This window comes from Methylocystis sp. H62, from assembly GCF_015709515.1.
Classification (GTDB): Bacteria; Pseudomonadota; Alphaproteobacteria; order Rhizobiales; family Beijerinckiaceae; genus Methylocystis.
This window is the reverse complement of record NZ_JADNQZ010000048.1, coordinates 64,055-76,849: the sequence shown is the minus strand read 5'-3', so window position 1 is coordinate 76,849 and position 12,795 is coordinate 64,055. Positions and strand designations below refer to the sequence as shown.

12 protein-coding genes are annotated in these 12,795 nt (G+C 61.2%); 2 read left to right on the top strand and 10 right to left on the bottom strand.

Going from position 1 to position 12,795, the window contains the following annotated elements:
• Nucleotides 1-12: 12 nt before the first annotated feature.
• The 5 genes from IYY11_RS07050 to IYY11_RS07030 all read right to left on the bottom strand — a co-directional run bounded on the left by IYY11_RS07050 (nucleotide 13) and on the right by IYY11_RS07030 (nucleotide 6,443).
• Nucleotides 13-3,399 (bottom strand): PAS domain S-box protein, encoded by a 3,387-nt coding sequence (locus IYY11_RS07050; protein ID WP_246719738.1) that lies wholly within the window; start codon nucleotides 3,397-3,399, stop codon nucleotides 13-15.
• Nucleotides 3,400-3,883: 484 nt separating this feature from the next.
• Nucleotides 3,884-4,327 carry a response regulator gene (locus tag IYY11_RS07045; RefSeq protein ID WP_281431684.1) on the bottom strand — a complete coding sequence of 148 codons (444 nt, stop codon included), beginning with the start codon at nucleotides 4,325-4,327 and terminating at the stop codon, nucleotides 3,884-3,886.
• A gap of 141 nt (nucleotides 4,328-4,468) precedes the next feature.
• Complete coding sequence (gene fixJ, locus IYY11_RS07040; RefSeq protein WP_196403203.1) at nucleotides 4,469-5,089, bottom strand: response regulator FixJ; 621 nt, start codon at nucleotides 5,087-5,089, stop codon at nucleotides 4,469-4,471.
• Entirely contained in the window at nucleotides 5,086-5,370 is a 285-nt protein-coding gene (locus IYY11_RS22930; RefSeq protein ID WP_246719736.1) for an ATP-binding protein, read from the bottom strand. The genes fixJ and IYY11_RS22930 overlap by 4 nt, the downstream gene beginning before the upstream one ends.
• Before the next feature lie 680 nt (nucleotides 5,371-6,050).
• Nucleotides 6,051-6,443 (bottom strand): hypothetical protein, encoded by a 393-nt coding sequence (locus IYY11_RS07030; protein ID WP_246719724.1) that lies wholly within the window; start codon nucleotides 6,441-6,443, stop codon nucleotides 6,051-6,053.
• Between the two features lie 553 nt (nucleotides 6,444-6,996).
• On the opposite strand from IYY11_RS07030, the gene IYY11_RS07025 reads away from it, so the two are divergent.
• On the top strand, nucleotides 6,997-7,290 hold the full coding sequence (locus IYY11_RS07025) for a general stress protein (RefSeq protein ID WP_196403201.1): 294 nt from the start codon (nucleotides 6,997-6,999) through the stop codon (nucleotides 7,288-7,290).
• A gap of 102 nt (nucleotides 7,291-7,392) precedes the next feature.
• A complete protein-coding gene (locus tag IYY11_RS07020) occupies nucleotides 7,393-8,580 on the top strand; it encodes an MFS transporter (protein WP_246719723.1) in 1,188 nt (395 codons plus the stop codon).
• Between the two features lie 145 nt (nucleotides 8,581-8,725).
• Here the strand turns inward: IYY11_RS07020 and hemA are convergent, their stop codons facing one another.
• The 5 genes from hemA to puhC form a co-directional block, all read right to left on the bottom strand.
• Nucleotides 8,726-10,024 carry a 5-aminolevulinate synthase gene (gene hemA / locus IYY11_RS07015; protein WP_246719734.1) on the bottom strand — a complete coding sequence of 433 codons (1,299 nt, stop codon included), beginning with the start codon at nucleotides 10,022-10,024 and terminating at the stop codon, nucleotides 8,726-8,728.
• A 63-nt stretch (nucleotides 10,025-10,087) separates the two neighbouring features.
• On the bottom strand, nucleotides 10,088-10,927 hold the full coding sequence (gene puhE, locus IYY11_RS07010) for a putative photosynthetic complex assembly protein PuhE (protein WP_196403199.1): 840 nt from the start codon (nucleotides 10,925-10,927) through the stop codon (nucleotides 10,088-10,090).
• A gap of 10 nt (nucleotides 10,928-10,937) precedes the next feature.
• Complete coding sequence (acsF, locus tag IYY11_RS07005) at nucleotides 10,938-11,999, bottom strand: magnesium-protoporphyrin IX monomethyl ester (oxidative) cyclase (protein WP_196403198.1); 1,062 nt, start codon at nucleotides 11,997-11,999, stop codon at nucleotides 10,938-10,940.
• Nucleotides 11,996-12,301 carry a hypothetical protein gene (locus tag IYY11_RS07000; protein ID WP_196403197.1) on the bottom strand — a complete coding sequence of 102 codons (306 nt, stop codon included), beginning with the start codon at nucleotides 12,299-12,301 and terminating at the stop codon, nucleotides 11,996-11,998. The genes acsF and IYY11_RS07000 overlap by 4 nt, the downstream gene beginning before the upstream one ends.
• Nucleotides 12,298-12,783, bottom strand: coding sequence for a photosynthetic complex assembly protein PuhC (gene puhC / locus IYY11_RS06995; protein ID WP_196403196.1), 486 nt, complete (start codon nucleotides 12,781-12,783; stop codon nucleotides 12,298-12,300). The genes IYY11_RS07000 and puhC overlap by 4 nt, the downstream gene beginning before the upstream one ends.
• Nucleotides 12,784-12,795: the final 12 nt, after the last annotated feature.

The following is a 12,795-nucleotide window of genomic DNA, read 5'->3' as shown; positions in this document are numbered from 1 at the left end:
AAGAACACGGCGTCAGTCTCCGGAGGATCGTGACGAAGCCGGATAGGCGCGATCCGCGAGCGGCAGACTGACGATGAATTCGCTGCCGCGGCCGACGCCCGCGCTGCGCGCTTCCACCCGGCCGCCGTGGATCTCGACAAGACTGCGCACAAGCGCGAGCCCGATGCCGAGCCCACCTTCGGAAAGCCGAATCTGGTCGTCCGTCTGCGCGAAAAGATCGAAGACGCGCGGCATCATGTCGGCGCTGATGCCGACGCCATTGTCGCGAACCCGCAGTACGACTTCGTCATCCCCGCGCGCGGCGTCGATTTCAATGCGCCCGCCCGGCGGCGTGTATTTCGCCGCGTTGTTGATGATATTGGCCGCAATCTGCGCCAGACGGACGGAGTCCCCGAAAACCTGCAGCGGCTCATCCGCGACCTTCACGGTTACGCGGTGGCGCTTGTTTTCGATGAGCGGCTGACAGGACTCCAAAGCGTGCCGCAAGAAATCCGACACGGAGACGTTTTCCTGGCGCAAGTCCACCTTGCCGCTGCTGATCCGTGACACTTCAAGAAGGTCGTCGACGAGACGAACTAGATGATCGACCTGTCGCTGAACCATCGCGAACAGCGGAGCGTCAGGGAATTGGGGACCATATTTCTTCTTCAAGATATGCACGGCGTTCCGGATCGGGGTGAGCGGGTTGCGCAATTCATGCGCCAGAGTGGCGAGGAACTCGTCCTTGCGGCGGTCGGCCTCTTGCAGCGCGCTTTCGGCCTCATGACGCGCGGTCACGTCGGCATGAGTGCCGATCGCCCTTAGCGGCCGGCCAACGGCGTCCCGCTCCACGACCCGCCCGCGGTCCAGAATCCAGCGCCAAGACCCATCCTTGTGACGCAGACGGTGCTCGCATTCGTAGAATTCGGTCCGCCCCTCCAGATGATCGGACAATCGAGCGGCAACGGTTTCACGCTCGTCGGGATGAATCAGCCTTTCCCAGGCTCGGACATCGGGTTCCATTTCGCTGAGTTCATAACCAAGCATTGAGGCCCAACTGCCGCCGAACTGGACTCGGCCGCTGGGCACGTGCCAGTCCCAAAATCCCAGCTGGCCGGCTTCCAGCGCCAGCGCGAGCTGCTGCTGGCTTTCCCGTAGCGCCAGTTCGGCCTGCTTGAGATCGTCGATGTCCGTATTGCTGCCGAACCATTCGACGATCTCGCCGGTTGCGTCGCAAATGGGCGCTGCCTGAACGCGCATCCAGCGCCACTCGCCATCATGTCGGCGGATGCGGTGCTCGCTCCAAAACGGCTCGCCGCGACCGACCGCGGCGCGCCACTGCGCCGCCGCGGCCTCGAGGTCATCAGGGTGAACGACCTTGGTCCAGCCGTCGCCCAGCATTTCCTCGGCGGTCTGACCGGTGAAGTCCATCCATTCCTGTTGCGGCTTTTGATGCAGTCCGGATGGCGGACAGCTCCATGTGATTGCGCTCGCCGCTTCGACGAGTGAGCGATAGCGCAGCTCGCTTTCGCGCAGCGCCTCCTCGACCCGCTTGCGCTCGGAAATGTCGATGTTCACGCCCGTGAGGCGGACCGGCTTGCCGGCAGCGTCCTTGAAACCTTGAAACCGCCCCGCAACCCAATGCACGCTGCCGTCGGGCCACACGACTCGCCACTCATGTTCGACGGGCTCGCCCGAGCCCAGCGTTTCGTTAACCTTGGCGACCGCGCCCGCGCGGTCGTCTGGATGCACCAACTGCTCCCAGGCCGACCGTCTCCGGCCGAACTCGCCCGGCCCCAGCCCATACATCGCCTCTAATTCCGGCGTCCAGATGTTGACGTCCGTCAGGATGCGCCAGTCGAAGGCGCCGATCTTGGCGGCCTCGGTCGCGAGCCGCAGCCGAGCTTCGCTCTCGCGGAGCGCCTCCTCTGCCTGCTTTCGCTCCGTGATGTCCTGCGTGATGCCGAAGCCGCCAAGAAGCGCGCCCGCCGCGTCAAATTCCAGATAGGCCTTCTCGCGCACCCATTTGACCTCGTCCCCGGACACGATGCGATGCTCGATGTCGTAGGGTTCGCCGCGAAGGCCGGCCTGCCACTTTGCGTCAACATCGGCCCGGTCGTCTGGGTGCACGATGGAAAGAAAACTGTTGTAGGTCAGCGGCGTCCCCTTCGGCACGCCGAAGATCCGATGGTTCTCGTCCGACCAGGTCAAAACGTTCCGGCGCACGTCCATCCGCCACCAGCCGATCTTTCCAACCTCCTGGGCGCGGTCGAGATCGTTGCGGCTTTGCTGCAGCGCCTCTTCGGCCAGCTTGCGCTCGGTGACATCCTCGACGAGAGTGATGATCCACCGTGGTTCGCCGTCGGCCGCGCGAATGAGCGAAACGCTCTTGCGGACCCAAATGTTTTCACCGGTCTTTCGAACATAGCGGTTTTCGATGACGAAGCCCGGGATCTCGCCCGCAAGCATCCGTTCGGCCAAGGCCCTGTTGGCCGGCCAATCATCCGGATGGATCAGCTCCGAACCCTTGAGGGCAAGAAGCTCCTGGCGCGTGTAGCCGGTGATCACGCAATAAGCGCGGTTGGCGTCCAGGTGCGTATCGTCCGGCCCGTTCATCGCGAAGCCGATCGAGGCGTTGGCGAAGGAGACGCGGAACCGTTCCTCACTGTCGCGCAGCGCCGCCTCGGCCTGCTTGCGTTCGGTGATGTCGCGCACGAAGGCGCGCATGCCGACAACACGGCCCTTTTCGTCGACAACGGTCCACGTTCGCAGGCTTATCGGAAATACCGCTCCATCCTTGCGGATATATTCCTTCTCATATTCGGCGGATTCGCCGCGCGGAAGAATGTGCTCCCGCACGACCGCCGCTTCCATGTCGCGCCAGACTTCTGGGGTCAGCTCTTGATACGTCAGACGCTTCAGCTCTTCGAGCGTGTAGCCGAGCATCTTCTGGTAGGCGGGGTTGGCTTCGAGAATATGGCCGCTCATATCGACGGTGACGATGCCGTCGCGACTCGTCTCAAAGAGCGAACGATCGCGCGCTTCGCTTGGCCGCAGCGCGTCCAAGCGCTCTTTGCGCTCGGTTATATCTATCCGATCATGGAAATCGATAATGGAGCCGCCGTAGCCAATGAATGCGTCCAGCGCATCATAGCGCGGCGCGCCGACCGCTAACGCCCAGCGAAACTGGCCATCCTGGCGCTTAAGCCTGGCGACGATCTGAAACGGGCGCTCTGATCGTCCCGCCAAACCGAGCTCGCCCTTCACCAACTCCAGATCGTCGGCGTGGAAGGCTTTCAGCCATCCTTCTCCCATCGCAGCTTCGGCTGATTGTCCGGTAACTATTGGCCATTGCCGGCCAATGGAACTGCATTTTCCGTCGACATCCGTTGACCAGTTTACAACCCAGAACGTGTCCATCTTTGAAAAGGTCATTTGCTATCCGAGGGACAGGAATATCTCAGGCGCCAAGCAGAGCGATTCAGCCGTGTTGATCAGCTTGGCCGGCGCAATGGACGCCTCGAAGACGTTGATTCCGGGCGGCTTAAGCGTAAGCGTAACTCTCTTCCGCGCAACTCTCTTCCGCGCAACGTATCCGCGGACCGCATGCGCAGCCGCGCCAGGGAGTTAGTCGTCACGATGTTCCCCGCAAGGAAATGTCAGGACGGGCCCGCCGCCGGACATCCTTACTAACGCTGGCGTCTACGAAAAATCTAGCTGCGGCGCGGCAATAACGGCCCTCGCTCCAGCTGCGGCTCACGCCGCCATCGCCCCCCGCGCGCGCCGCCGCCTGAAGGGGTGAGAGCGCCAAACAAGGCGCCTAAAGCGGTTTGACGCGGTAGAGGTCCTGAAATAAAGGCTTGCTAAGAGAAGGCGCGCCAAGACGCCTGCGCCGATATGTCGCCTAAATCTGCTGTGATTCGTCCCCATACGCGGCGAGGATTTCTTCCAAAATGTCGATATCGGCCGGCTTGACCAGATGGCGGTCGAACCCCGCGTCACGGGCGCGCTTTTTGTCAAGATCCTGCCCCCAGCCGGAGAGCGCAATAAGCTGCGCCTGCTGACCGGCCGGCTCGCTGCGAATGCGACGCGCGGCTTCATAGCCGTTCATCTCGGGCATGCCGAGGTCTAGGAACACGATCCTCGGCTGGAAAGCGGATACGAGCGAGATGCCCACCGCTCCGTTATAGGCCGTTCTCACGTCGCATCCCAATACGTCCAGCAGCATCGCCATGCTGTCGGCGACGTCCCTGTCGTCGTCGATGACGAGAACACGCGGCGCCGAGGGCGTCGTTACGGGGAACTCGTTCCGTTGGACAGCGTCTGCCGGGGAGAGTGGCGCTCGCATGACCAATTCGCTCCTCTTGCGTTCCGCGATTTTCACTTGGATACTTAGCGCGCGCATTTCGGCAAGGCATCCTCAGCGCACCCAAATTACCGGCGACGCATGATCGACGACGCGGAGTCTGGCGGATGGCGCTTCGCGACGTCACGCGCCCAAGCTCATATTCCGACCGTTGAGAAACATCCGGACCAACTCTGCGAGGTTCTTGACGCGCATTTTCGCCATGACATTCGCGCGATGCGCTTCCACGGTGCGCACACTGATGCCGAGATCATGAGCAATGACCTTATTCGAGCGGCCTTCCGCGAGCCTTTCGAGAATTTCCCGCTCCCGCTTGGTCAACGACTTAAATCTTTCGGAGATCTGCCGCTCTTCCGCATAACGCGACTGCACGGCGTCGTGCTTTGATAGCGCGCGCCTGACGGCTGCGAAGAGCGCATCGTCATCGAACGGCTTCTCGAGAAAATCGACGGCGCCGCGCTTCATGGCCTCGACGGCCAGAGGCACGTCGCCGTGGCCGGTGATGATAATGATCGGCAGACGAAGATTTCGGTTCTTCATTTCGAGAATCAGGTCGAGTCCGCTCACCTCCGGCATGCGAACGTCGGCAATGACGCACCCGGCGCTCTCCGGCCCGATGGACGAAAGCATAGCTGGCGCCGAGGGAAAGCTCGAGACAGCGAATCCTTCAGATTCGAGTAGAAGCTGAAGGGCGTCGCGCACCGCCGCATCGTCGTCCACGACAAATACCGTTCCCGAATTCATCCGCTAAATTCTCGCCCTCGCAACGGAAGATCACATGAGAATATAGCGCCGCCTTCGGGATTGACCTTAGCCCAAAGACGGCCATCATGCGCTTCGACGATTGCGCGGGAAATCGACAGCCCAATGCCCATTCCCTCTTTCCGCATTGCAAAAAGATCGAGCGGATCGGCGTTTTCCCGGCCGCCAGGTCCGCAGCCAGTGTCTTGAACTTCAACGCGTATGGCCTTTGCCGCCTGCGTCTGTGTGGAAATCACCAGCTCGCGTCGCGGCAAATCCTGCATCGCTTCGATGGCGTTTCGTATAAGATTAACCAGAACATGTCTGATCTGGACACGGTCGGCGACGATAAAATCGTCGTCCTTGGTCAGCCGCTTGCTGATCAAGACGCCGGCCTCGGCGGCCTCCGCCTCAAAGAGGGAAAGCGTCTCCTCAATCAGCGAATTAACGCTCAGGAGCGTCTTCTCTGGCTCGCCCTGCGCAACAAGCTCGCTCAGACTGCGGACGAACTGCCCGGCGCGCATGATCTGCATGACAGCCTTGTCGAGCGCTCCAACGATCGGCGCGACCGACTCCTTCGGAAGCCCTCCTGTGAGGCGCTGCGCCGCCCTGAGATAGGCGCTCGCCGCAGTCAGCGGTTGATTGATATTGTGGGCGAGAGTCGCAGCCAGTCCGCTAATGGCTTTCAGGCGTTCGAGTTCTCTAAGACTAACGCCAGATACTTTGGGACCAGCATCATCCACCGAAGCGACCCTATTGGCCTGATTCAATCCAAAACTTCGTCTTGCTCGCCGGCATACGCGGCAGGTTCGGCAAACGCGAACTCCAGCTTAGATCGCCGTAAGCGTATCAGCGCCTCGCCCCGGTCGCTATTCTTTTTGCGGCGCGCCCGCCTCTCCGGATAGATTGCGGCTTTCTGAACTGAGCAGCAGGGCGCGCCAAGATCTATGGGTGGCGGCAGAGTTCACGCCAGGGATTGTTTGTCTCTCTGAGCGTGGAGCGCAGACTGAGTTTGCCTCTCGCCGTTCGCCGCAAGCAGCGAATCGAGCTTCCGCCGCGTCGAGTGATTCTCTGACAAGCCTTTGAACTTGCGGTTACGTCGCACCAAGGCGTCGAATTGCGGACGGTCCTGCATGAAAATACGAAGGACGACGAACACGTCTGTCGCAAGCGACTGTGCGCCGATATCCACAAGTCCCTGTATATCCAGCACGATCATCTCGAATACGAACCACTCGCCCTTTTGCAGGTTCAGCAGGTAGCTCGCAAGCAGCTGTTTCTGCTTCGGTGAAACCGTCGCAACCCCTTCCTGCGGTCCGAGACTCGACTGCTCCCCACGCCGCGACACCGACAACATTGGACGCTCCCGTCGTGTTTTCGTGCTCTGCTCAAGACGCTGTTGCGCCCTTACACCGGCATTTACTTGGAGAGATCGGCTCCTTCGGCATAAAAGCACGGCCGCGCGCAAGGCAAAATTGGTAGACTTACGTATGAGGAATATTGTGTCGGCCGGTTTGTTGTATTCAGTGTATAGGCGCGCTGCGCGCCTCTAAGGACGAAGAGCACAGAGAGCACTTGGAACCGGAAAGATTCCGTTACGCAGCATCAGGGCCGACCCGAGCGAATCCCTAACGACGTCTTACTGTCAAAGGCGGCTCTTTACTCGTAAGCTCGAGACCAACGGTCTCGCGACGGCCATCGAGAACTGATCGATTCTGATGGGTCGAAAAATCAATTTTCTACGTAAGATTACCAGCTTGGCAGCCGCTTAGTCTTAGCCAAAATGAATATCGCTCAGCCGCCTTTCGACAAGGTCATAAACCGGCGCCTTTGCCTGGTTTGCTGTTGAGCGGCTTCTGCAGCTTCGGTTGTTGCGGAGGCGTCTTCGACAAAGAATTGGAGCGCGACTGATGGATACGGTAACGGCGGCCACCAAGTCCCGAAGGGGTTTCGCGTCGATGACGCCGGAGCGGCAACGTGAAATTGCGCGCAAGGGCGGCAAGAGCGTGCCGGGCGACCAGCGCAGTTTCGCCAAAAATCCCGAGCTTGCGTCGGCGGCGGGACGCAAAGGCGGGCTTGCAGTCAACGCCGCGAAGCGCAGCTTTTCTGTCGATCGCCAGCTTGCGTCGCAAGCTGGACGAAAAGGGGGCCATGCGTCGCGCAACACACGCAACGAGGATGACGTTATTTCAGGAGGCGCATGACCAATCGTCGCGCCGGCGCCACTGCTCGCACATGACGCGCGCTTCGCGCCGCAGCGTGGACTGGCGATCGCGGCGCTGATTGTCGCCGGGGAATCGGTTTTTTTGCTGCCTTTCGTATTGCCTCGCGTATTCCGGCCCACCCTCCTCGATGTGTTCGGCATAACCAATCTCGAACTCGGCGCCGCCTATTCGGTTTATGGCGTGGTTGCAATGGCCGCGTATTTGTTTGGCGGCCCGCTCGCCGACAGATATCCCGCACGCACAATGTTGACTGTCGCATTGACGTCCACCGCCGTCGGCGGCCTTGTGATGATGGCGGTTCCGTCCCCATCGACGCTGGCGATCTTATACGGGTATTGGGGAATCACCACGATCGCGCTGTTCTGGGCGCCGTTGATTCGCGCGACGCGTGAGTGGGGCCTCAGCTTTTCGCAAAGTCGCGCATTTGGATTGCTCGAGGGCGGCAGAGGCGCGCTCGCGGCCGTCATGGCGTCGATCATGGTGGTCCTGTTCGCCGCGCTGCTGCCAGACGACAGCGAGACGGCCAGTCTCGCGCTGCGCACGGAATCATTGCGGTGGATCATCCTGCTGTTGTCCGCGATGACCTGCGGCGCCGCCTTGCTCATCCGGCTGGCGCTGCCGGAGCGTAAAACGCCGGCGCAAGCGACGGCGTCGTTAAGCGACATCGCCCGCGTGTTCGCGATGCCGTCAGTCTGGCTGCAGGCTGCGGTGATCCTGTGCGCTTATGTGGGCTTTAAAGCGATCGACGACTTTTCGCTGTACGCCAATCAAGTCATTGGCCTCAATCAGGTAGAGGCGGCGCGGGCCGGCGTCGCATCGCTCTGGATACGACCATTTGCCGCCATTGGCGCCGGCTACCTGGCTGAGCGGCTTGGCGCGCCCTTCATGATCATCGGCTGTTTCGTGCTGCTCGCAGCCGGGAGCGCCATGCTGGCCTCCGGCGCGATTGACGCAGGCATGGTATGGACGTTTGTTTTGACGATCGTCTTCACCAGCATCGGCGTCTTCGCGCTGCGTGGCCTGTATTTCGCGATCATGCAAGATGGCAAAATTCCTATGCAGCACACGGGGAGCGCGGTTGGCTTGCTCTCGGTGATCGGCTACGCGCCGGATATTTTTATGGGGCCGCTCATGGGCTATTTGCTTGACCGGTGGCCCGGGGCCGCCGGGCACAATTACGTGTTCTCCGTCGTCACCCTATTCGCGATCCTCGGACTGATCGCCAGCTGCATTTTCGCGCAACGCGCCCAACTTCGGACCGGCCCGTGAGCCGCCAAAGCGCCCGAAACGCGCATGCTGCGGCGCGGAGCTGTTCGGCGAAAGGCTCGTCGTCCGACGAGCATCTCCAACATGTTCGTCGCCGGAACCCAGCTATATGGTTGCGGCGCCGTCAGCCATAAAACTCGGCTCTTTCTTACTCGGCCGCCCGTTTCATCTCCGGATAGGTGCAGTGCGCCTCGGCGGCTTGGCGCGCGCGCAGCGGTATGACTTTTGCCTCGATGAAAGGCAATCTGAGTGACGACCAGACGTCGACCAGCGCTTCAACGAGTTCGGCGACATGCGCCTCATTGTGGCGCGGCGTCGGCGTGATCCGCAGGCGCTCCGTGCCTAGCGCAACGGTGGGATAATTGATCGGCTGAATGTAGATCGAATGGCGGCGCAGCAGCAGATCGCTCGCCTCCTTGCAGCGCGCCGCGTCGCCGACCATCACCGGCACGATGTGCGATTTGTTATCCATCACCGGCAGGCCGGCGGCGCGCAAGGCATGTTTCGTCAACATCGCCATGTGCTGATGACGCGCGCGTTCATCTCCCGAATGTTTGAGATGACGAACGGCGGCGCGAGCGCAGGCCGCGACCATCGGCGGCAGCGTGGTGGTGAAGATGAATTGCGGCGCGTAGCTGCGCACGGCGTCGACGATCGCCGGACTCGCGGCGATATAGCCGCCGAGCGCGCCAAAGCCCTTGGCGAGCGTGCCCTCGATGATGTCGATGCGGCCTTCGACGCCTTCGCGCTGGCAGATGCCGCCGCCGCGCGCGCCATACATGCCGACCGCGTGCACTTCATCGACATAGGTGAGCGCATTGTACTTTTCAGCAAGCGCGACGATCTCCGCGACCGGCGCAATGTCGCCGTCCATCGAATAGAGGCTTTCGAAGACGATAAGCTTGGCCCGCTCCTTGCCCGCCGCCTTCAGCAATTCCTCAAGGTGGCCGACGTCATTATGACGCCAGATCTGCTTTTCGCATCCCGACCGCCGAACGCCTTCGATCATCGAATTGTGATTGAGCGCGTCGGAAAGGATAAGACAATTCGGCAGCAGCGACGCGATCGTCGAAATGCCGGCGAGATTGGAGATCCAGCCCGATGTGAAGACGAGCGCCGCGGGCTTGCCGTGCAGATCGGAGAGTTCCGCCTCAAGCTCGACGATCGGATTGTGAGTGCCGGAGATGTTGCGCGTGCCCCCCGCCCCGGCGCCGTGGCGGTCCAGAGCGTCGCGCGCCGCGTCGACCACAGCGCGGTGGCCGCCCATCCCGAGGTAATCGTTGGAGCACCAGATCGTGACTTCGCGAGGCGCGTGCTCTTCGCCCTCGGGACGCCACAGCGCAGTGGGAAAGCGAACGGCGTCGCGTTCGAGATTGGCGAAAACCCGGTAGCGCTTCTCCATCTTCAACTGCGCGATCGCCGACTGAAAATGCTGGTCGTACGTCAAAGCCATCGGATTCATGTGACTCTCCATCGGCGTAACTTCCCTAGACGCGCCATTCTGCGGGCGCTAAACCTCACTGACGCGCGAGCGGCGCAGAGGCGCCTCGATCGCGACGATACGAAGCGAGTCGTATTCATTCGCTTCGTCCGGACAAGTTTCTTTGACGCCCCATGACCAGAGCGCATTGGCGCGTAGCGGCGCGACGAGAAACCAATGCTCGGCGACGGCGAGCGCCATGAGCGTCGCGAGAATTGTAAAGCCGACAAGCTCGAACGGCGTCGTCGCGACGAGCGCCTTTTGCGCGATCAGCACGGTGACGATGGTCGAGGCGCTCACCGAGAGCGGGAAAAACAGGTTCATCGGCCTGCGCGTCATGAAGGTCGCCAGATAGCGCAAATGCTCCGGCAGCAGCTCTTCGCTTAGGTTCGGCGCGCCGAAATAGAGATTGAGCTTGGCGCTCGTATGCATCCACCAAAGGATGAGGAAGGTCCACGCGCCAATCTGATTGGGCTGGTTGCGAGTCAGCGCGACGAGCGCGCCTGCGCACAGGATAATTGCGATTTCGTGATAGAGGCTGGTGCGCACCGCCTCGACGAAGCGGGGCCAGCCGCGCAAATGCGGCGGACAGGCCGTTTTTCGCGGACCCGTGATGAAGCCCATGTAGTAGCTCACAAGCTGCCACGCCCAGGCGATCAATCCGCAAAGGAACGCATAGTAGGCGGAGGAGGCCGTCGTTTCGCTGCGCGTCGCGACGACGCCCCATAGCGCCAGCGTGAACAGCGCGGTCGCGCCCGCCATGCTCCACACGAATGTGCGGCGAGAAAGGCCGTCGAGATAGAGCAGCACGCCGGTGCTCCCCCACCAGAGCAGGAGCGTTGCGACGATTGGCGGTGCATAGTCGGACATGCGGCGCTCCTCACCACACCGGCGCAAGACGAATTTGCGCCGGCAGCGCGTTGGATTTCGCGGGCAGGAAATAGAGCCGCGCGAAGGTCGCGGCCGCGGCCGCGGTCAGCGCCGCCTGCTTGGCTCGGGCGACGACGCCCTTCTGCTTCTTGGCCGCGGCGATCGCGCGTTCAATCGCCACTAGGCGGTCGAGGCCGGGTTTGAACAGTGGATGATCGAGATCGAGGGTGATCGGAAAGACCTGGCGAGAGATCTCACTCGTAAGGCGCAACACCTTGAAGTCGTAGTCGTCAGGATTCATGCCGATCGCCGCGTGGAATGCGGGGCGGCAATGATCGCGCACATACATGGTCGCGAAAACGGCAAGCAGGAAGAATTTGATCCAGTAAACATTGAGGCCCGAGACGAGCTTCGGATTGGCGCGCATCAGCAATGCGAAGGCCTCGCCGTGACGGAACTCGTCGTTGCACCACTTCTCGAACCATTTGAAGATCGGATGGAAGCGGCGCTCGGGATGGCGCTCAAGCTGGCGGAAGATGGTGATATAGCGGGCGTAACCGATTTTCTCGGACAGGTAGGTCGCATAAAAAATGAACTTCGGCTTGAAAAACGTATATTTCTTCGTCTTCGTTAAAAAGCTCAGATCGATGCCGATGCCGAAATCCTTCAGCGTATCGTTGATAAATCCAGCGTGACGCGCCTCGTCGCGGCTCATGAAGCCGAAGAGGTCCTTCATATCCTGATTGTGCGCGCGCTTTTTCATTTCGGCATAGAGCACGCAGCCTGAAAACTCCGCGGTGATCGAGCTGATGAGAAAGTCACGGAATTCCTTGTCGAGTTTTTCCGAATAGACGAAGCCGGCGTCGAACTCCTCGGTGCGCTGAAAATGCTTGTTGTTGGGGTCGGAGCGCATCTCCTCCATCAGCGCATCCCACTCCTTGCGAACGGGAGAGACATCTGTCCGGTCAAGCTCCGCGAAATCCGTCGTGTAGAACCGCGGGCTCAGAAGGGTATTTTCCTGGGCGACGCGGGTCGCTTCGATCGAGACGTTGTGGCGCAACGGGGCGTTCATAGCGCTCTCCTGTTCGTGAAGCTGACGTCGTAAAGTTCGGTAAGCTCAAAATTGCCAAGAAAGCGCGCCCACAACCGTTCGATGAGGCCGGCGCGAATGATCGTCGCGCGGCGCTCGACCGTCACACGATAGCCGAAGGGCGTTTCGGTTGGCGCATTTTGCACGAGCACGCGATCGCCCGGCCTGATGTCGAAATCGCCTTCGATCTCGACATGCGCGAAGAGGCTTTCGGCGGTGTGGCCGATCTCGACCCTGCAGGGCGCGTCGAACGTCTGGCGGGTGATGGGGAGCAACCAGTTCATGGCTCGCGCCTTCTTTCAGTAAAGAGCTGCGCGAAGGCGCGCGCATTGTCGGGTCCGAAAGCGTCCAGATTGACGCGCCGCCCGGTCGCCGAGTCTTCGAGCGAAACCGTGCCGTCGCTCCAACGCGTCAAGGCAAAGGGCGTCGATGCGTCGAGGCCCGAACGGCGCCGCTCACGCGCGAGCCCGCGCAACGTCGATCGAATGAAGCCGTAGGCGCCCGGCTGCACGACATAAAAGAGCGCGCCGTCACGGGCGTCGCGCACGGCGACTGAGCCATCATTGCGATCCTCGAAGAGCAATGCGAGACTCTCGACCGCATTCCTCAACGGCATATGCACCGCGCCGACGCCAGTGAATCGGGTCAAACCCGTCGCAAGCAGAGCAAAGACGATGAAAACGCCGGCGCCGCGTAGGATCGGGCGCGGCACGCCGTCATGTGCGCTCGAAGGCCTTTGACTCTTGCCGATAGACGCCTGGCTCATGATCGTAGCCCT